Source organism: uncultured Roseivirga sp. (assembly GCF_963973945.1).
Classification (GTDB): Bacteria; Bacteroidota; Bacteroidia; order Cytophagales; family Cyclobacteriaceae; genus Roseivirga.
Window position 1 is genome coordinate 74,372 of the sequence record NZ_CAXBBV010000006.1, and the last position, 19,163, is coordinate 93,534.

Annotated in this window: 18 protein-coding genes; 5 read left to right on the forward strand and 13 right to left on the reverse strand. The window is 39.3% G+C overall.

Annotated features, from left to right (window positions below):
* Positions 1–38 precede the first annotated feature (38 nt).
* From AAC026_RS11605 to AAC026_RS11615, 3 genes are read right to left on the reverse strand one after another with little or no spacing between them, the layout of a single operon-like run.
* Positions 39–521 (reverse strand): hypothetical protein, encoded by a 483-nt coding sequence (locus tag AAC026_RS11605; RefSeq protein WP_339698148.1) that lies wholly within the window; start codon positions 519–521, stop codon positions 39–41.
* Complete coding sequence (locus tag AAC026_RS11610; protein ID WP_339698151.1) at positions 511–1,290, reverse strand: hypothetical protein; 780 nt, start codon at positions 1,288–1,290, stop codon at positions 511–513. Before AAC026_RS11610 ends, AAC026_RS11605 begins: the two co-directional genes overlap by 11 nt.
* 50 nt (positions 1,291–1,340) lie before the next feature.
* Positions 1,341–1,862, reverse strand: a complete 522-nt coding sequence (locus tag AAC026_RS11615) for a RidA family protein (protein ID WP_339698154.1) — start codon at positions 1,860–1,862, stop codon at positions 1,341–1,343.
* A 298-nt stretch (positions 1,863–2,160) separates the two neighbouring features.
* Between AAC026_RS11615 and AAC026_RS11620 the strand changes: the two genes are divergently transcribed.
* Positions 2,161–2,640, forward strand: a complete 480-nt coding sequence (locus tag AAC026_RS11620; protein WP_339698158.1) for a helix-turn-helix domain-containing protein — start codon at positions 2,161–2,163, stop codon at positions 2,638–2,640.
* A 3-nt stretch (positions 2,641–2,643) separates the two neighbouring features.
* On the opposite strand, the gene AAC026_RS11625 is transcribed toward AAC026_RS11620, so the two are convergent.
* On the reverse strand, positions 2,644–3,801 hold the full coding sequence (locus AAC026_RS11625) for a DUF4221 family protein (protein ID WP_339698161.1): 1,158 nt from the start codon (positions 3,799–3,801) through the stop codon (positions 2,644–2,646).
* A 214-nt stretch (positions 3,802–4,015) separates the two neighbouring features.
* Between AAC026_RS11625 and AAC026_RS11630 the strand changes: the two genes are divergently transcribed.
* The 3 genes from AAC026_RS11630 (at position 4,016) to AAC026_RS11640 (ending at position 9,592) form a co-directional block, all read left to right on the forward strand.
* Positions 4,016–4,951, forward strand: a complete 936-nt coding sequence (locus AAC026_RS11630) for a S41 family peptidase (RefSeq protein WP_339698163.1) — start codon at positions 4,016–4,018, stop codon at positions 4,949–4,951.
* 18 nt (positions 4,952–4,969) lie between these two features.
* Positions 4,970–7,351: an ABC transporter permease gene (locus tag AAC026_RS11635; RefSeq protein ID WP_339698166.1), complete on the forward strand. Its 2,382-nt coding sequence runs from the start codon at positions 4,970–4,972 to the stop codon at positions 7,349–7,351.
* 180 nt (positions 7,352–7,531) lie between these two features.
* Complete coding sequence (locus AAC026_RS11640) at positions 7,532–9,592, forward strand: carboxy terminal-processing peptidase (protein ID WP_339698169.1); 2,061 nt, start codon at positions 7,532–7,534, stop codon at positions 9,590–9,592.
* Between the two features lie 98 nt (positions 9,593–9,690).
* Here AAC026_RS11640 and rny read toward each other — a convergent pair whose 3' ends face one another.
* From rny to AAC026_RS11680, 8 genes are all read right to left on the reverse strand, one after another.
* A complete protein-coding gene (rny, locus tag AAC026_RS11645) occupies positions 9,691–11,256 on the reverse strand; it encodes a ribonuclease Y (protein WP_339610008.1) in 1,566 nt (521 codons plus the stop codon).
* 63 nt (positions 11,257–11,319) lie between these two features.
* Positions 11,320–11,610: a cell division protein ZapA gene (locus AAC026_RS11650; protein ID WP_339610006.1), complete on the reverse strand. Its 291-nt coding sequence runs from the start codon at positions 11,608–11,610 to the stop codon at positions 11,320–11,322.
* Positions 11,611–11,619: 9 nt separating this feature from the next.
* On the reverse strand, positions 11,620–11,916 hold the full coding sequence (locus tag AAC026_RS11655) for a hypothetical protein (protein WP_339698172.1): 297 nt from the start codon (positions 11,914–11,916) through the stop codon (positions 11,620–11,622).
* Position 11,917: 1 nt separating this feature from the next.
* Positions 11,918–14,332, reverse strand: coding sequence for a phenylalanine--tRNA ligase subunit beta (gene pheT, locus AAC026_RS11660; protein ID WP_339698175.1), 2,415 nt, complete (start codon positions 14,330–14,332; stop codon positions 11,918–11,920).
* A 74-nt stretch (positions 14,333–14,406) separates the two neighbouring features.
* On the reverse strand, positions 14,407–15,024 hold the full coding sequence (locus tag AAC026_RS11665; protein ID WP_339609847.1) for a DUF1684 domain-containing protein: 618 nt from the start codon (positions 15,022–15,024) through the stop codon (positions 14,407–14,409).
* 58 nt (positions 15,025–15,082) lie between these two features.
* Positions 15,083–15,772 carry a DNA repair protein RadC gene (gene radC / locus AAC026_RS11670; RefSeq protein WP_339609845.1) on the reverse strand — a complete coding sequence of 230 codons (690 nt, stop codon included), beginning with the start codon at positions 15,770–15,772 and terminating at the stop codon, positions 15,083–15,085.
* 115 nt (positions 15,773–15,887) lie between these two features.
* Positions 15,888–16,139 (reverse strand): 30S ribosomal protein S20, encoded by a 252-nt coding sequence (gene rpsT, locus AAC026_RS11675; RefSeq protein ID WP_339609843.1) that lies wholly within the window; start codon positions 16,137–16,139, stop codon positions 15,888–15,890.
* Positions 16,140–16,253: 114 nt separating this feature from the next.
* Entirely contained in the window at positions 16,254–17,456 is a 1,203-nt protein-coding gene (locus tag AAC026_RS11680; protein WP_339698178.1) for a hypothetical protein, read from the reverse strand.
* Between the two features lie 198 nt (positions 17,457–17,654).
* On the opposite strand from AAC026_RS11680, the gene AAC026_RS11685 reads away from it, so the two are divergent.
* Positions 17,655–18,185: a hypothetical protein gene (locus AAC026_RS11685; RefSeq protein ID WP_339609839.1), complete on the forward strand. Its 531-nt coding sequence runs from the start codon at positions 17,655–17,657 to the stop codon at positions 18,183–18,185.
* 50 nt (positions 18,186–18,235) lie between these two features.
* Here AAC026_RS11685 and lipA read toward each other — a convergent pair whose 3' ends face one another.
* Positions 18,236–19,117: a lipoyl synthase gene (lipA, locus tag AAC026_RS11690; RefSeq protein WP_053223562.1), complete on the reverse strand. Its 882-nt coding sequence runs from the start codon at positions 19,115–19,117 to the stop codon at positions 18,236–18,238.
* Positions 19,118–19,163: the final 46 nt, after the last annotated feature.

Consider the following 19,163-nt stretch of genomic DNA (forward strand, 5'->3'; position numbering starts at 1 on the left):
TTTTGACGTATGCGTAATTAAAATTATTAGGCGTTTTCTTAAAGGTCTAACAAGCCATAGGTTTCACTAAACGGATTATTAATGTCGATTAATGAAAATTTAGCCTGACACTCTTTTCTTAGTTTGTTAATTAGGGGTAGGGATTTAGAGTCCGATGAAACGAAAGAATCAATGTCTTTATCAATATCGGCTTGTGCAAATAGCTTGGAGTCGTTTGGTATAATGTTTCTGTTGTTCAATTTCAAAGATCCATCATTCTTCGCTCTGAAAAGCACTTCCGCAAATGTGCCGCAACGCTTAGCATGGTCAATATTGAAAGGAATTATTCTTATATCTTTTAATGGAAGGTCATCGAAAGATCCCTTTACACAATATTCCGCTATTGTGATAGTAGAAACGCACATCGGAATATCATTCTCAAGATAGTATTTGAAATATCCAAGCGCGTTTTTGTGTAGAGGATCGGTGTCGTCTAAGAGTCTTATGAAAAAACTAGTGTCTAACAAAACGCTAGGCATCATAGCCTCCTCTCAGGTCTTTTAGCCATTTAGTCTTATCAACGCCTGACCAATTATTTTTTGCTTTCTTGATTTTACTTAAAAGATATTCTTTATCAAACTTTGGTTCGAAATCAAAAAGTTCTAATAATTCGAGGCTACTTTTATCAAACTCTCCAGTTTCCGAATTCTGTTTTCCAGTAACCCTTGCCCCAAACTTTTTATATAGCATATTTTCTTCTTTATTTCGAAGAACCTCCTTTTGGGTGCTAATAGTGAGAGAGCCATATTCTGGAGTGTCAAGATGAATATTGGGGTTTGACTTTCCTCCAGCATTTGTCAAAGTTCCGTAAAAATAGAACTCCGCGTCAGCCCATATCGTCTCAGTTTTTAAAAACCGAGACTTGGAATCTACTTTAAGGAGAACACCCTCACTTACGGATGTTGAAATCTCGAAAGAATAATTCTTTTGATACGCTGAGTTTTGAATAGCCTCAATAGCTTGAGCTGATTTTAGTTCAAGAAAATCAATACTGTTATTTTCGTTGATTTGGCCGAGAATTGCTGTAAAACCTAAGACTGCCTGCATACTCGTTTTAAAAACGTGCTTTACGGACCCTTCTTCTAAACCGTAGCTAATTACAGGTCGTTCTTTCTTTTGGTTAGGGAATAGTAGGGCCTCAACGGTTTCAAGAGTTGATATTATCTCGCGAATATCATAGTTGTCCGGAGACAGGCTCATGTTTCCTTTCTGTCCCTGAATTCTTATTACGATATCTCCAATCTTCTCCACAATTCAAATATATTATATTCTGATTAAACTACTGTTAATGCATAAGAGTTCTAATAAACCGCCCTTACCTCCACCTCAATAAACATATTTGGGTTGACCAAGGTAAATACTCCAATGGTAGAGCGGGCTACTTTATTGGGGTTTTTTTCCGTTCCGAAGAATTCAGCGTAAGCTTTAAACCAGCCATCGAAATCAGGTTTGTTGTCGTTTTCTGGGTCGGGGGCAACATACACTTTCATGGCCACTACATCTTCTAAACCCAAACCTTCTTCGCCCAAATAATCTGCAATTCGCTTTAGGGTGCTCACGCTTTGTTCATAGGTGTTTCCAAATCTCTCACGGTCGCCTTCGGGCTTGGTTTCGTCTTTGGGGTTGGCCACAATACCACTGGCAAAATAGATGCTTTTTCCCGCAGGTACTTTTACTCCTTTTAGTATGGAAGAGCCTTCTCTTTCAAAGCGAGTGACTTCTTCTGTAGCGCGCCCATCATGGCTACTGTTCTGCTCTGTTTGACAAGAAGCTAAAGTGGTTAGAGTAAACAGAAGCAAAAGGGATTTGATTTTTAGTGTCATTGACCTAGATTTTAAAATGAAGATACAAAAGTTAATAGCTTGTATAAATTTTGATTGGCTAAATTAACCATCACCTTAATTCATATTATTCGACCTTAGGTAAAAAATCAACCTTCGATTCAGAGTTTCTGTATTATCTTCGAAAAAAATATTTATTCTGCAAGAAAGAGAAGTTCGTAGAAAGGTATAGAGTTGGATAGATATTTGTTTTGTCAGGGAGAGCTTGGTGAGAGCTAGCTTGAAATAGATTGATCAATGGGAAGGGCAATTGTTGTTTCAGCCCCAAAACAAGAGAGAATTGGAAAGGAATATAATTGAAGAATTGGGTAGTTTGGCTTTGGCTACTCGTTTGAAAAACTTGAGTGAGCGACTGGCTAAAGATGTAGCAGCTATTTATAAAGAATCCGACTTCGATTTTGAACCCCGTTGGTTTGCTGTGGTTTATGCCCTAAAGAATGGGGAAGAACTGGCGGTGACAGAGCTAGCAGCCAGTTTACAACAAACCCACCCTGCCGTAAATCAAGTAGCAAATATTTTAGTCAAGAAGAAGTTGGTGATAGAATCGAAAGATGATGCCGACCAAAGAAAGCGCCTTTTAAAATTGAGCGACACTGGAATTGAATTGGTCGGTAAAATGGAAGGCCTTTGGCAAAAAATCAAAAAGGCCAACGACCAACTTTTAATCGATAGTAAGCAAAACTTCCTAGACGACATAAAGACCATAGAATCTGCACTAGACGAAAAATCTATGTATGACAGGGTGAAGTCGCTATTGTAAACCTTATCGGCTCAACTCAAAGCGTTTAAAACTCATAAAATCTTCTTTGTTCTCGGGGTTTTCTGGATGGTTAATGGAAATGTAAAGGCCATCTTTTCCAACAAATGAATTGTAGGGAGCCAATGCTGTGTTTTTCCCGAAGTATGTTTCTCCAATTGGAGTCAAGTCCTTATCCAATACCATCACTGAAAACGTTTTAGGGAATGAAAAAAGCTGAGAGATGTTGTCTTCCTCCTGTATTTCTACGCCTGGAAAACAAAACCTATAATAGACCTCTCGGTATTGGTCATAAATAACGTTTCCGTAATGAGGTGTCACAATCGGGTACATCCCTCTATCCTCTGGCGAACCATCTGTAGGAAATCGATCGATACTCTTCTTGAAATATTTACTTTCTGCTAGTACAGGCGTGAGTTTTGAGTTTGGTGAATCTGAATAATAAACATGATGATCTCCAAAAAAGGAATAAACAAACTTAGAGCCAGCGCTCATACTGAATCGCCAATAAGTCTTTTTGTCTCCCCAATATCCCTTCGGGAAGAAATGAGGAAGGGGAGTGGTTTGGCCAGAATTAAGGTCAATAGAATATGCCAAATGTGTAGCCGACATTTGTTCGTCTGAGAGTAAGTATGGATTTCCTTCAAAACTGGTTTTCACTATGAGATTCCCGTTTATTAATGCCGAGTTCGAAGGGAAAGCACTGGGCCAAAATACGGCATTGGAGTAACCCAAAGGAGGTTCATATTTTAATCCTTCCACTGAACTCTTCATAATATTGGAAGTGTAGACAGAGTTTTTGCTGAATGGAAAGATCATGATACTGTCAGGTCGAACAATATGAAAGGCTGAGATTTCTCCTACTCCCTTTGGCCCATCAACATCATAAGAGTGTTGGTAAACCAGTTTCCGTTCATTGAGAGAGTAAGCCTGAATTTCATTGGTTTGCTGATTTAGGGAAAACAAAAAACCATCCTCAGAATTATCGTGGTAGGCCAAGAAGCTACTGACATTTGAGGTGCTATTATCTATGGGGAAGTTAATGGTTTCGCTTGGGACTAAGCTTGCCTCAGGCTTATCTTTTGGCTTGGAGTTTCCACAACCTGAGGTTAATAAACCAATAGTTATAATAGAGAGAGTGTTAAGGCTTTGTTTCGTTTTCATAAGGTGAACCTAAAGTAAACTAATTTTGTAGTTTATGCTTATGTCGCGTCATCATTTATGCTCTAGAATCGTCCAGCCTACTGTTCATGAACGTTCATTTTTCAATTGTTCATTATCTGAATAGTTTCGTAATGTATTGTTTAACAATGATTTGGGTTGGTGATTTGAATTAGGTATGTTTTTTGGTAAGTGGTTACGTATTAATGTAATGAACATGCCAAAAATCGTCATTTCTCTTTTTATAATTTTTTACTCATTTGGTCTTCGAGCTCAATCCTTTGACCAAACGAATGTGGTTACTCAGCTTGCACAAATCATGGATCGCAATTATGTATTTCCAGAGAAGGGAAAGGCGATGAGCGACCTGATTCTGTCAAAACTAAAAAACGGAGAATACAAAGCCATTGAGTCTCCTGACGATTTAGCCCAACGACTTGATGCCGATTTAAAGTCGGTGGCCAATGACAAGCATATTCGGGTAACTTATAACCCTACACGTTTTGAGGCCATTCAGCAAGGTAGTCCGACAGGCGGTAGACCAGCCCAAGGAAATTACGGATTTGAAGAGGTTGATATTCTTGAGGGTAATATTGGTTATTTAGACCTAAGAGGTTTTTCAGATATCCGATTTGCGGAAGAGGTAGCAAAGGCAGCAATGGATAAACTGATTCAGTCCGATGCTATAATCTTCGACCTAAGAAAAAACGGAGGAGGCTCTCCTTCCATGATCAGGTTTATTTCTAGTTACCTTTTTGGTGATAAACCTGTTCACTTAAATACTTTTTATTGGCGTCCAAGCGACAGGTATTCCGAAACCTGGACAGCCCCAGAATTAGTATCAGTTTATAAACCGAATGTGCCTGTTTATGTGCTTACCAGTAACTACACTTTTTCGGCTGCAGAAGAGTTTACGTACAACTTAAAAAATTTAAAACGCGCCACCATTATTGGTGAAACCACGGGCGGAGGGGCGCATCCGGGTGGGCCAATGCTGCTAACAGATGGTTTTATTGTCAATGTACCTCAAGGCAGAGCCATTAATCCAATTACCAAAACCAACTGGGAAGGAGTGGGGGTAAAACCCAATATTGAAACCAAAGCTGATGCCGCTTTGGATAAGGCATTGGAACTTATTAAAGCAAAGAATTAGGAAGTCAAGTTTTTAAGTATGATCAAGAACTACATCAAAATTGCGCTCAGAAGCTTGTTGAAAAGTAAGGCTACTTCTGTCATTAATGTACTAGGCCTTTCAATTGGCATGGCCTGCTGCATTGTTATTTTCTTATTCGTTCAGAATGAAATGTCTTATGATAAGTTTCATTCTAAATCAGATAAGATATTTAGGGTGCTTACTATCGACAAGGCCCTAGGGGTAAGTAATAGCTTGGTGGGTATTACGCTTCCTGTTTTAGGTGCTTCTATGGAAGATAATTTTCCAGAAGTAGTGAATAGAGTAAGAATGCTGCCACAAGGAAGGCAACTGATTACTTATGAGCAGCAAGGCTTCTATACCGATCACTTTGCTTATGCCGAACCCTCAATTTTTGAAATGTTTGATTTTAAACTGGTAGAGGGAGACGTAGAGAATGCTTTGAAAAATCCCAATACTGTGGTGGTAACACAGAGCATGGCTCAGAAGACTTTCGGTACCGATAATCCCATTGGAAAGCGAATTGATATTGGAGGTCAACCGGGTTTGGAAGTAGTGGCAGTAATGAAAGATGTAACCGAAAACAGCCACCTTAATTTTGATGTCATAGTTTCTATGCAGCAGGCAGATACTACATCGGGCTTTGCGCAATTCCTCAATTCTTGGCAGAGCATCAGCATGGTTACTTATGTGGAATTGGCCAGCCCAGCCAATGAAGAAACAGTGGAAGGGAAAATGGAAACCTTGATTCGAGCGAATAATGTCGGTGAAAACTTCAGTGTTACACTACAGCCACTAAAAGATGTCCATTTAAAATCCAGTGGAATTCTTTTTGAGAACTATAACCTAAATAAAACGGATGAAGGTTATGTATTTACTTTGGCGGCAGTTGGGCTTTTTGTAATGTTGATCGCGTCTTTCAACTTTATGAATTTATCTACCGCCAGATCGGCCAATAGGGCAATGGAAGTTGGAATTCGGAAGGTGTTTGGTGCGATAAAAAAACAGCTCATCAATCAGTTTATGGTGGAATCCGTTTTCCTTTGCCTTTTCTCGCTGTTTGTAGCGATAGGTTTAGTCGCAGCATTGGGTTCAGCGGTGAGCCTTCCATTTAACGATAACTTGGCAATACATTTTATTTCTAACCCAGTCTGGATAGTTGGTGCTCTAATCTTTACTGTGGTACTAGGGCTTTTTTCTGGAAGCTACCCAGCTTTTATGTTGTCTAGTTTCAGCCCTATCAGTATTCTTCGCGGTTCATTTAAAACCAGCGGAAAGGGTGTTTTATTAAGGAAGTCATTGGTGGTTTTTCAGTTTATGGTGTCCATAGTAATGATTATTGGAACCGCCATTGTTTATGACCAATTACAGCTTTTACGTAATGCCGACAAAGGTTTTGATACTGAACAAATTCTCACTTTAGATGTAAGTCACCCAAGTTTACAACCTTCAATTCAAGTGCTTAAAAACAAACTAGAGCAAAACCCTTCCGTTTTGGCCACAGCAGGAACAGCCTCTATGCCAGGGAGAACCTTTGGCCGAAGAGGAGTGAGGCCCGAGGGTGCTGGCCCAGATGACACTTGGATTGTGAGTGTGCTTAATTTTGATGAGCATTTTGTGGACTTAATGGGAATGGAAATTGCCCAAGGAAGGCTTTTCAATCGAGAAATAGCCACTGATCAACGGCAGGCTGTAATCATTAATGAGTCCATGGCAAAACAGCTAGCTTGGGATGAGCCAATAGGCAAGAAGCTGACTTTTGGCCAAAACGAATCGACCATTATTGGAGTAGTGAAGGATTTTCATTTCGCGTCACTTCGCTATCAAATTGAACCGCTGGCCATGTTCTACAATCCCAACGGAGGAGGAAGCTTGGCGATTAAATTAAACACAGAAGATGTAAGCAAAACAATGGCTTTTGTACAAGATACTTGGGACGAAGTGTTTCCGAATAGTCCTCTAGAGTATCGATTTTTTGATGAAGAATTTGGGCAGCAGTATCAGTCCGATGAAAAGTTCGGCACCTTAGTTTTTAGCTTTACTTGGCTAGCTATTTTCATTGCTTGCTTGGGTTTATTTGGCCTTTCGGCCTTTACTGCACAGCAAAAAACAAAGGAGATAGGAGTGAGAAAAGTGTTAGGAGCATCCGTTATGGGTATCGTTGTATTGCTTTCTAACCAATTCACTAGGCTCATCATTATTGCTGTACTTTTGGCTAGCCCTTTGGCTTATTATATGATGGAATACTGGTTGAGCGATTTCGCCTATCGCGTAGATATTAACTGGCTATGGTTCTTGGCCTCAGCAGTTGTAGCTTTGCTTATCGCCTTGGCTACTGTAACCTATCAATCGGTTAAAGCTGCTATGGTTAATCCAGCTAGGTCGTTGAGGTGTGAATAGAATTTAGCAAACTTTAACATAATGGAGAGTAAGGGTCGTAACCTAAATGCTTAGAATTGGTTTAATTGTTGTTACCCAAAGAATGTGACCATCGGTAAAGACGAAAAGCGCTTATTTTCGTTAGATTTATGTTCTTACCTCTATTTGGGTTTTTTGAGTTTGAAAAGCTTACTACGTATTATGAAATTGTTTAAAAAGTTAATTATCATACCTGCTCTCATATTATTGGGCAGTACCAATATTTACGCTTCAGGAGTGACAGATACCACTCAGTATTTACAACCTAAAGCAGAGCACATCAAGGAGGCCATTATGGTCACGCAAATTCTTGATTATTTTCATTACAGAGATGTCGATTTAAATGATTCATTGTCGTCTGTCATTATGGACAACCTCATTGAGTCGTTAGATGCTAGTAAAAATTACTTTTTGGCCTCAGATATTAAATCGTTTCAGAAGTATCGCTTTGCTTTCGATGAAGACTTAAAACGTGGAAATTTGGTTCCAGCTTTTTACATCTTCAATATCTATAAAAAAAGAGTAGAAGAACGCCTTAAATATGCTTTGGCAGAGTCGGCCAAGAAATTCGATTTTACGAAAAACGAAACTTTCGTTTTTGATAGAGAGAAAGCCCCTTATTCTCAGTCTGTAAAGGAACAAGATGAACTTTGGAGAAAGATTATAAAGCATCAGGCTTTGAGTCTGAAGTTGAGTGGTTCTGACGATAAGAAAATTTCAGAAACCCTTATAACACGGTATGAGCGTTTTAAAAGCAATGTAGATAAATACAATAGCACAGATGTGTTTGAGATTCTGATGAACTCTGTAACCGAGGCCTTCGACCCGCATACTAATTATTTTGGGCCAAGAAGTGCCGAAGACTTTCAGCGTGAAAGCTCTAAGGCCATGGAAGGAATTGGCGCTACTTTACAGCAAGATGATGACTTTACTAAAATCGTAGAGCTGAGGCCTGGTGGACCTGCCTTTTTAAGCGGGCAGATTGATATAGATGATAGAGTAGTAGGTATTGCACAAGGAGCCGAAGGCGAAATGGTTGACGTTGTAGGTTGGAGATCAGATGAAGTGGCCGGGCAAATTCGAGGCCCCAAGGGAACTTTGGTTCGGATTGAATTTTTACCTGCTGGCAGACCTGTGGGTAGCCAAACTAAAATAGTAAATATCGTTCGTGATAAAATTAAGTACGATGAAGCTAAAGCCAAAAGCCAAGTGGTGCAGTATGAAGAAGGTGGTAAGACTTACAACTTAGGTATAATCACCATTCCCGACTTCTACTTAGATTCTGAAGGACTTGAAGAAGGAGAAAAAGATTATAGCAGCGCTACCAGCGATGTCAAAAAATTAATTACGCAACTGCAAGAGGATGGTGTAGATGGTGTGATGCTTGACCTGAGAAATAACGGTGGAGGCTCTTTGCTGGAAGCCATAAGTTTGTCAGGGCTGTTCTTACCTGGTGGGCCAGTGGTTCAAATCAAATACGCTAATGGACAAATTGCGAAAGAGGACGATAAAGAGAAAATGTTCTATACAGGCCCCTTGAGTGTTATGACCAATCGTTTCTCGGCTTCTGCCTCTGAGATTTTTGCAGGCGCATTACAAGATTACAAAAGAGCAGTAATTGTTGGTGAGCAGACTTACGGAAAAGGTACGGTTCAAAATGTAAGAGGGTTGAATGACTTCTTGAGAGAACCAACAACCGATGAGCTAGGCTTGATTAAATATACTATAGCAAAGTTCTATAGAGTAACTGGAAGTAGTACACAGCATTTGGGTGTTTCACCAGATATCAGCTTGCCTTCTGCTTTTAGTGCCGAAGAGTTTGGTGAAAGCTCAAAACCAAGTGCCCTGCCATGGGATAAAATTCCAGCAGCAAAGTTTACTCCTCTTGATTATGTAGATAATGAATTGATAGCTCAATTGAAGAAGTCGCATGAGAAAAGGTTAAAAATAGATCAGAGCTTGATCGACTATCAGTACGACATTAATGAGCTGAACAAGGCAAGGGCTCAAACTTCTATTTCTTTAAATTACGACATACGTAAGAAAGAAGCTGAGGATCAAAAAAATAAGAGAGATGCTAGAGTAAAAATTGGTGACTCCTTAAAAGAACTAGGTTCAAGCAAAGGAGTGAATCACTCTTTAGACGAACTGAAGGATCCTTTCTTAAAAGAGAGTATCATACTTTTAGCAGAGCAGATTGCAGCAAAGAAGAGTAAAGGATAACCAATAACTAATCTATAGAAAATAAAATGGCTGGACTTCAGAAGAAGTCCAGCCATTTTATTTTTAACCTGATCAGGGGTTCCTATCCAGATATAGTTTTATTTAGCGTAGTTAACCGCTCTCATTTCGCGAATAACAGTCACCTTAATTTGTCCTGGGTACTGCATGTCTTTTTCAATTTTCTGCGAAATATCAAATGAAAGCTGACCTGCAGTAGTATCAGAAACCGAATCGGCATCTACTAAAACCCTCAACTCTCTACCTGCTTGAATTGCGTAACATTTGTTTACGCCATCAAAGTCTAGAGCGAGCGCCTCAAGGTCTTTCAGTCGTTTGATGTACGATTCCATCACTTCTCTTCTAGCGCCCGGACGAGCTCCTGAAATGGCATCACAAGCTTGAATAAGCGGAGAGATCATTGAAGTCATTTCGATTTCATCGTGGTGGGCTCCAATTGCATTACAGATTTCTGGATGCTCCTTGTATTTTTGAGCCAATTCCATTCCTAATAATGCGTGAGGAATTTCTGGTTCTTCTGGCCAAACTTTTCCAATATCATGAAGTAATCCTGCTCTTTTCGCACGTTTGGCATTTAAACCAAGCTCAGAAGCCATGGTGGCGCAAAGCCTTGCCACTTCTCTAGAATGCTGAAGTAGGTTTTGACCATAAGAAGATCGGAACCTCATTCTACCAACTAACTTGATGAGCTCAGGGTGGAGGCCATGAATGCCTAAGTCAATCACGGTTCTTTCGCCAATCTCTACAATTTCTTCCTCAATGTTTTGTGTGGTTTTGGTAACGATTTCCTCAATCCTTGCTGGGTGAATTCTACCATCGGTAACTAGCCTATGTAAAGAAAGTCGAGCAACTTCTCTTCTTACAGGATCGAAGCCAGAAATGATGATGGCTTCAGGGGTATCGTCAACAATGATTTCTACACCAGTAGCCGCCTCTAACGCACGAATGTTTCTTCCTTCTCTACCAATGATTTTACCTTTTACATCATCGCTTTCAATATGGAAAATGGATACGCAGTTTTCTACGGCATGCTCTGTTGCAGTTCTTTGAATAGATTCGATAACGATCTTTTTGGCTTCTTTTGCCCCAGTGAGTTTGGCTTCGTCAATAATATCTTTGATGAGCACAGATGCATTCGATTCCGCTTCAACCTTTAAAGTTTCCATTAATTGCTCTCGAGCTTCATCTGCAGAAAGCTGAGCTACTTTTTCCAGCGCCTTTACTTTCTCATCTACCTTGCGCTCTAGGTCTTCTTTTCTCTTTCTAACGATCTCTAACTGAGCTTCTACATTTTCCTTAATGCTATCAACTTCAGCTTCTTTTCGCTTAGTTTTTTCTAATTGAGTATTGAGAGCAGCTTCTTTTTGTTTTAGCTTGTTCTCATTACTAATGATTTGATTTTTCTTACGATTAACCTCTTCTTCAAACTCTGATTTAAGTTTGAGGTACTTTTCTTTGGCCTCAAGAATTTTATCTTTTTTGAGGGTTTCGGCTGTAAGCTCAGCCTCTTTCATTATTAATTTGGCCTTTTCGGCTAGTTCTTGAGCAGCCTTCTGGTTTACCTTTTGTAACAGAAGTCTTCCTATGAACACCCCAACTACCAACGCTGCGATGGCAGTAATGAGGATTGTAACTGTTTCTCCCATAAGTGAATCTATAGGTAGAATCGGAAGTGTACTGAAACGTATTCTAACGCGGTATTTAAGGAATTAAGAGAGGGCGATATTTATCATGTCTTCAAGTTGATCCAATTGGTCGGAAGTAGTATTGTCTATTGACGCTACCTCACCTTCCATCTTCATCTTTGCAATCATGCAATCAAATGCTACCATGGCCAGCAGATCTTCTTTCTCATCTATGCCAAATTGGTCTCTAAAAGATCGTAATTTTTCATTTATTGCTTTTCCAGCATTACGTACCCTTTGCTCCTCTTCAGGTTTAACTTTCATAGGGTACTCTCGGTCCCCAATCTTGATTTTTATTGATAGAATGTCTACCATATGATGATACTACTCACTTAAATGAGCAATACATTTATCTATTTCCTTAATGTACTCGTTTAACTTATGTTTCAACTCTGTAGACTCTTCCTTTTCTACGGTTGTGTTTGATACAATTTTAGTGATTTTATCCTGATTTTGAAAATCAGTAATCTGAGCTCGAAGATCAACTATTTGTCTTTTTAACTCAGTATTTTGGCTTACTAGCGCTTTGTTTTCCAGCTTCAACGCCTCATGCTTGTTCACCAGTTGTTTTAACTGCTGTTGCACCCGACTTATACGTTCAAAAAGCGATAATTCAGCCATCTTATTTTCTTATTACGGCTCCGAACTCTCGCTCAAAACCTTGCATTAACCGACTCATACTCTTGTCAATAACTTTATCTGTCAATGTTTTTTCTTGGTCTTGAAGGTAAAAACTAATGGCATAAGCTTTTTTGCCTGCGTCAATTTTATCGCCTTCGTATACATCAAAAACATTGATTCGATTGATCAAAGATCGCTCAAGTTTTTCTGCCAATTTCCGAATGTCATCAAATTTTACCGCTTTATCAACAACTAATGATAAGTCTCTTTTTACTTCTGGGTATTTAGAGATGGGTTGGAAAGTAAATTCTGAGGTAGAAAGTTTTTGAATATAGTCCCAATCGAAATCGGCAAAGAACACTTCGCTAGAGATGTCGGCCATTTTAGCCACTTCTGCATTCACCTTGCCTAAATGTACAATTGGTTTCTTATTGGTAGAAATGGTTAAACCATATCCGAAAAGCTCACTTTCTGTCTCCTGGCTGTCGATTTTATTAACTCCAAACTTTGCTAGTAACTTAAGAGCAATGGCCGATAAATCATGAAAATTAACCTTCCTGCTTGGCGAAAGCCAACTTTCTGGAGTATTGTTTCCTGCCAAAAACAACGAAAGCCTAGAGCGCTCTACATATTTTTCTTTGATGAAATGATATGTGGTTCCGAACTCAAAAAGTTTGAGGTCACCGTTCTTACGTTTCACATTTCTATCAACAACCTCTAGGCCGTGGAATAGAAGTGTTTGGCGCATTACGTTCAAATCTTCACTCAAATAGTTTAGAATTTTAACGTTTTCATTTTCGTCAATCGCTGCTGTTCCGGTTGAGTAGCCATCTTTAGTAAGCGAGTTAGTGACTATTTCATGAAAGCCAGCACCTGCCAACAAACGAGAGGTTTCTTTTTTGATTCCGTCTACATCTGTAGAAGGAAACTCTGAAAGGAAAGTGCTACTTAAATGCTCATCAATCTCAATGTTGTTGTAACCGTAAATTCGTAATACCTCTTCTACAATATCGGCTTCGCGCTGAACATCTACGCGGTATGGAGGAACAATAGCGGTGAATCCAGTTTCGGTTTCGCCCTGAATTTGAATATCTAGGCTTTCTAGTATTGATTTAATTCTGTCATTGCCAATTGCTTTTCCAATCAAACGGTCAATGTTCGCAAACTTTACTTCTACTTTGAAATCTTCGATTGGTGTTGGGTAGAAGTCTGCAAGAGGTGATGAAACCTCGCCTCCAGCAAGCTCTTTAATAAGCAATGCGGCATATTTTAAAGCATAAACGGTAATGTTAGGATCAGTTCCGCGCTCATAACGGAAAGAAGCATCTGTTTTTAATTGATGCTTTTGTGCACTTCTACGGATGTAATCTGGTGAGAAGTAAGCGCTTTCTAAAAATACGTTTTTCGTAGTTTTCTTAACACCTGATTTGATACCGCCAAAGACACCTGCAATGCACATTCCGCCTGCCTCATTACAAATCATTAAGTCTGTATCGGCTAGTTTTCTTTCTTTCTCATCAAGGGTTGTGAATGCTGTTCCTTCAGGAAGCGTTTTCACTGTTACTTTACCTCCTACAATTTCATCTGCATCAAAGGCGTGCATGGGCTGACCAAGACTATGTAGCACGTAATTGGTAATGTCTACCACATTGTTGGTTGGTTTTATTCCAATGGAGTTTAGTCTAGCTTTTAACCAATCAGGAGAATCAGTTACGGTAACCCCAGTAATGGTAAGAGAAGAATACCTTGGACATGCTTCGGTATTTTCAACGGTTACTGGAATTACCCTTTTCTCGTTGTCAATTTTGAAATCTTCAATAGATGGTAGCTCAACTTTTCTATTGAGAAGTGCTTTTAAGTCTCTGGCTACACCAATATGTGATGCTCCATCTGCTCTGTTTGGTGTTAAACCGATCTCGAAAACAAAGTCTGATTCTAATTTAAAATACTCAGCGGCTGGGGTGCCGTTGGGCAAATCAGTATTTAATATCAAAATTCCATCATGAGATTGACCAAGGCCTATTTCGTCTTCGGCACAAATCATCCCTTCAGAAACCTCGCCTCTAATTTTAGCCTTTTTGATCTGGAACGAATCGCCTGAACTTGGGTACAGTGTTGCACCCACGGTAGCAACAATTACTTTTTGGCCTGCTCTCACATTTGGAGCGCCACAGACAATTGGAGAAAGTTGCTCATCACCAATATCCACAGTGGTTACACTTAGTTTGTCTGCATTGGGGTGCTTGGCACAAGTAATGACTTCGCCTATGACCAAGCCTTTAAGGCCACCTTTTACAGATTCTACTTCCTCCCAAGTTTCTACTTCTAGCCCAGAGCCAGTTAAAAGTGTTGAAATTTCTTCTGCAGGTTCAGTAATTTGAATATATTCTTTAAGCCAGTTAAGGGAAATCTTCATGCCAGTAATTTACTTGTTCCACCAAAATTAGGTGAAAGAGCAAAATTAATGATTTAAGCTTTCCAACAATGTGCTTAATGGTTTTTGTAGAGCTTTTCGCCTGCTTTAATTGGAACTTTCAGCAAGTTTTCGGCAGGAGGGATGGGGCAACTGTAGTCTGGGTTGAAGTGGCAGTAAGGATTGTAGGCTGTGTTGAAGTCTAAGATAACAGAGTTTGTGCCGTTCTCTTCAAGATCTATGTACCTTCCTCCTCCATATGTTTCATCTCCGCTGGTGTCATCGGCAAACATAAGGAACAAGCGGTTTGGATTTACATCGTCCCAATCTTTGTAAAGTAATAGCCTTTGTGGCTTTCCTTCCAACTCAAACTCTGCATGGGCAAATGGAATGTATTTTTCTTGCTCACCTGTAGTGGTGGTAATAAAAATTGGCACCTTCTTTTTGATTTCGATTAGGCGCGCTAAGATTTTATAATCTTCGTTTACAGGGTAGTAATTTAGTTTAGTGAAGGTTTTCTTATCTTCTTCAAGTAAAGGAGAGCTAGAGGCAAGCATTCGCTTGTCTTTATCTTTTCTTTCCGTTTCAATTCGGGCAATGTAATCTTCTGAGCTTTCTCCTATGGTAAGGAAATTGAAAACAGTTACACCTAGTAGCAAAATGATTAAAATACCGAAAATGGTGCTCTTTTTCATGCCACAAAGTAAGGTCGAAAAGCCTGAAACTCAAATGTAAAATTGATTTAAGTGTAGCCTATATCAAGTTTTCGTCTGCAAAGCTATAGTAGCCGTCATCGGTAAAAATGATATGATCTAAAACGGGGATTTCTAACAAGCTCCCTGCATTCTTTAGCTTTTCTGTGAGCTTAATGTCTGCTTGGCTTGCTCTTAGATTGCCAGATGGATGATTGTGAATTAGGATGATTCCACTGGCTAAATCTTCTAATGCCTTTTTGAAGATCACTTTAGGGTCGGCTACGGTTCCTGAAACGCCACCTAGACTGATGACTCTCTTTTGAATAACCTCATTATTTCTTTTGAGCATTATTACCCAAAACTGTTCAACTGGCTGATCCATCAATTCGGGCTTCATAAGCTCATATGCATCTTTGGAGTTGCTGATTTTTATCTTTTTGGGCGATTCAAATATTTTTCTTCTCCTGCCAAGCTCTAAAGCGCTCACAATTGAAATGGCTTTGGCTTCACCAATCCCTTTAAACTGTTGGAGTTCATTAACCGACTGTTTGGCTAAAGTGTTTAAATCGTTGTTGGAATGTGAAAGGACTTTTTTGGAGAGGTCAACCGCACTCAACTCGCGAGATCCCGAGCCAATAAGAATGGCTATTAATTCTGCATCAGATAATGCTGCTTTGCCTTTTGAGAGCAATTTTTCTCTTGGGCGGTCTTCTTCAGCCCATTTAAGAATATTCAGTCCTTTCTCCATTTATATTAGAATGGTAAGACGAAATATAATAAAAGTGGATGAATATTAAATATTGGACAACAAAAAAAACCGAACCCTGAAGAGTTCGGTTTCAAGTATCGTTATTAATTAACCCTTAAAGGCTATTTACCAGCTTGGTTAATTTTGATTTGTTATTGGCAGCTTTGTTCTTGTGGATGATATTGTTCTTTGCCAATTTATCCACCATTGCAATTACTTTTTTCAATAACTCTTGAGCCTCAGACTTATCTGATGTATCTCTCAATCTCTTGATGTAAGTACGAGTGGTTTTGTGCTGATAACGGTTTCTCAATCGTTTAGCCTCGTTCGAACGTATTCTTTTTAATGCAGACTTATGATTTGCCATGTATTTATTACTTACAATTTCTCAAATTCGGGACGCAAAGATAGGTCTTAAAATAATATTAACAAATACATGGTGCTAAAATTATTCTGAACAACCAGCTTTACTTTGACCATTCTATTTGCTTGTGATTTTTTTAAGCATTACTGGTTTAGCTCCAGATTTATTTGTAAAACCTTTAGGTCTGGGCTCTTCAAGATCTTCTGATAAAAGCATCATCATTTCATTTTTGCCTATAAACTCGAATATACCTTTCATACGACCTGATTCTATACCAAATATGGTGAAAACGATATCGATTTGATGAGGGATTGTAGCCGTATTTACCTCATAAAGAATAACCATCTCTGTATCCTCAACCTTAAAGTTTTTACCTCCTACAACCTCTCCCTCGGTGATCATGGTAAACAGGTTGTCTTCATCAAAAGTCATTTCTATTTCTTCAGTATCTTCTAAACTCTTTCCCGACCAAGTGCCTGTCATCCTTGGGTTTGTCGAATTTTTAGGAGGTGTATAAGTTGTAGTGGTTTCTGCAATTGGTTCAGGTTCTGGGGTTACATTCTCTCTCTCGTATGCTACGCTTGTAATATAATACTTTGAGTCCCAGCTTTTTCTAATCTCTTCCTTTGGAAATGCTTCTGAAGTAAGCATCTTTTGTGAGCGATAGTCTGTATATTTTGAAAGGACTAGTACCCACTGATCGTTGAGGTATTCTAATTGTGTTATGTAATAACCTAAAGCCAGATTTTCTTCGATTTCTTCTTTTGGAAATGTTTCAGATGTTCTCCATTTCTGTAAACCTATATTGTCACTTTTTGAGCCCACTAAAGCCCACTTTCCTTGCCCGTAGGCTATCTTGATAATACTTCTTCCGTCATCCCAAAACTCTTTAATTTTATCCTTCGGAAACTCACTAGAAGTGGCCCATTTTTGGCCAGTGTATTCGCTGCCTTTGGACATCACTAAAACCCATAGTCCATTACCATAGGTTAAATCCGTAATGGCATAACCGGTTTCCCATAGCTCTCTAATTTCATTTTCAGGGAAATCAACACGACTTCTCCATGCCTGGAGGGTATAGCCCAGGCCTTTGGAAGATACAACAGTCCATAAATCATTATTAAAACTTATGCTGGATAGAGAATAGTTGTTGTCCCAATCATCATTTATTTCTTCTTTAGGAAGCTCTGTTCTTGTTTTCCATTTCTGAGCTGTAATGTCACTGCCATAAGTCATCACTAAATGGTATTGTCCAAAACTGATGTTTACGGATAATGTTAAAAGCAACAATGTAAGTACGGAAGATGAATGCTTACTCATGTTCAATATGTCTGTGAGCTATAAATTTATTTATTCAAATCTGAATTTCTAAGTTTTTGGATGAACAAACTCAAAAACAAACTAGTGTTGTAGAGTAAACTTAGGGCTTTTAAACTTTTGGCATGGAAATGGAAAGAGGGGAATCAATGCATTATTAAAGAGTGGTCGATCCTTGTTGAAAACTTAAATATCAAGGTTATGAAAAGAGTAATACTGTTTGTAGGAATTATGTTGGTTGGGCTTTTTGCCGAAGGAGAGATACAGGCTCAGAGACGAAACAATGATAGCCGAGGCAACCGTGATAGAAATAAAGTTGAAAAGCGAAATGATAATCGTGGAAGAAACGATGACCGTAAGAAAGTATACAGTTCTAGAACAAGTAAGAATGGAAGAAGCGAGACTGTGATAAAAAAAGTAGTAGTTAGAAACAATGGTTATCGTTATTCTGATTCGAGAAGAAACAATAGATGGACTAGAGTGAATAACTCATATTATGACTATGACTTTAGAAACGGAAGACGACATACTGTTTATAGAAGTGCCGCACCGAGCAGTAGACACATTTGGGTAAATGGTTACTGGGAATATGATAGAAGGCTGAGAAGAGAGGTTTGGGTTTCTGGCCACTGGGCAGTGAGGCGCGACTATCATCGTTGGCAAGACGGGCGATACAGCGTTATAGGCGGTGTAAGGGTTTGGGTTCCCGGTGTTTGGATTAGGGTTTTCTAAAAACGGATAATCGATAAATGAAAAGAGGCGCCATTGGCGCCTCTTTTCATTTATACGTGAACGTGTCTTTCTGCGTGATATGAAGATCGAACTAATGCGCCCGATTCAACATATTTAATTCCTCGCTTTAGTCCTTCTTCTTTAAAGAATTCAAACTTATCAGGATGAACGTATTCAATTACTTCGTGATGCATTTTGGTAGGCTGTAAATACTGGCCTAAGGTCAAAATATCAAGTTTTACCTCAGCTAGGTCATCCATTAATCGGAATACCTGTTCGTCTGTTTCGCCTAAGCCTAACATTGCACCAGATTTAGAACGCTTGCCGTATTCCTTGATACGTTTCAACTCTTCTAAACTTCTAGCGTATTTTGCCTGCGGGCGAACTCTTCTATAAAGCTCTTCAACCGTTTCCATATTGTGCGAAACAACTTCTTGGCCAGCATCTATCATTCTGTATAGTGCATCCCAGTTCCCTTTAACATCAGGAATAAGAGTTTCTATAGTGGTTTCCGGACTTAGTTTTTTAGTTTCTACTACCGTTTGATACCAAATTTCTGCCCCTCTGTCCTTTAATTCATCTCTGTTTACAGAAGTCAGCACCGCATGCTTAACTCCCATCAACTTAATGGCTTCTGCTACTCTCTTAGGTTCTTCAGTATCATATTCTGGTGGGCGCCCAGTGGCAACTGCACAAAACGAGCAGCTTCGAGTACACACGTTACCCAAAATCATAAACGTAGCAGTACCAGCTCCCCAGCATTCCCCCATGTTTGGGCAATTGCCACTTTCGCAAATGGTATGAAGTTTATATTGGTCAACCAGCTTACGAACTTTGGCGTACTCTTCTCCAATAGGGAGTTTTACACGTAACCAGTCCGGCTTTTTTCTTCTGGTTTCTTTTTCTTTGGAAATTACTGGTAGTTCAATCATCCTTTTCTCCTCTGACTATCAATAACACAAAGGTAAGTCAAAGGTT

Excerpts from the sequence above, each read along its gene's own strand:
- AAC026_RS11605 (WP_339698148.1), bottom strand. The coding sequence starts at position 521 with ATGATGCCTAGCGTTTTGTTAGACACTAGTTTTTTCATAAGACTCTTA.
- AAC026_RS11615 (WP_339698154.1), bottom strand. The coding sequence starts at position 1,862 with ATGACACTAAAAATCAAATCCCTTTTGCTTCTGTTTACTCTAACCACT.
- AAC026_RS11625 (WP_339698161.1), bottom strand. The coding sequence starts at position 3,801 with ATGAAAACGAAACAAAGCCTTAACACTCTCTCTATTATAACTATTGGT.
- AAC026_RS11630 (WP_339698163.1), top strand. The coding sequence starts at position 4,016 with ATGCCAAAAATCGTCATTTCTCTTTTTATAATTTTTTACTCATTTGGT.
- AAC026_RS11635 (WP_339698166.1), top strand. The coding sequence starts at position 4,970 with ATGATCAAGAACTACATCAAAATTGCGCTCAGAAGCTTGTTGAAAAGT.
- AAC026_RS11640 (WP_339698169.1), top strand. The coding sequence starts at position 7,532 with ATGAAATTGTTTAAAAAGTTAATTATCATACCTGCTCTCATATTATTG.
- rny (WP_339610008.1), bottom strand. The coding sequence starts at position 11,256 with ATGGGAGAAACAGTTACAATCCTCATTACTGCCATCGCAGCGTTGGTA.
- AAC026_RS11650 (WP_339610006.1), bottom strand. The coding sequence starts at position 11,610 with ATGGTAGACATTCTATCAATAAAAATCAAGATTGGGGACCGAGAGTAC.
- AAC026_RS11655 (WP_339698172.1), bottom strand. The coding sequence starts at position 11,916 with ATGGCTGAATTATCGCTTTTTGAACGTATAAGTCGGGTGCAACAGCAG.
- pheT (WP_339698175.1), bottom strand. The coding sequence starts at position 14,332 with ATGAAGATTTCCCTTAACTGGCTTAAAGAATATATTCAAATTACTGAA.
- AAC026_RS11665 (WP_339609847.1), bottom strand. The coding sequence starts at position 15,024 with ATGAAAAAGAGCACCATTTTCGGTATTTTAATCATTTTGCTACTAGGT.
- radC (WP_339609845.1), bottom strand. The coding sequence starts at position 15,772 with ATGGAGAAAGGACTGAATATTCTTAAATGGGCTGAAGAAGACCGCCCA.
- rpsT (WP_339609843.1), bottom strand. The coding sequence starts at position 16,139 with ATGGCAAATCATAAGTCTGCATTAAAAAGAATACGTTCGAACGAGGCT.
- AAC026_RS11680 (WP_339698178.1), bottom strand. The coding sequence starts at position 17,456 with ATGAGTAAGCATTCATCTTCCGTACTTACATTGTTGCTTTTAACATTA.
- AAC026_RS11685 (WP_339609839.1), top strand. The coding sequence starts at position 17,655 with ATGAAAAGAGTAATACTGTTTGTAGGAATTATGTTGGTTGGGCTTTTT.
- lipA (WP_053223562.1), bottom strand. The coding sequence starts at position 19,117 with ATGATTGAACTACCAGTAATTTCCAAAGAAAAAGAAACCAGAAGAAAA.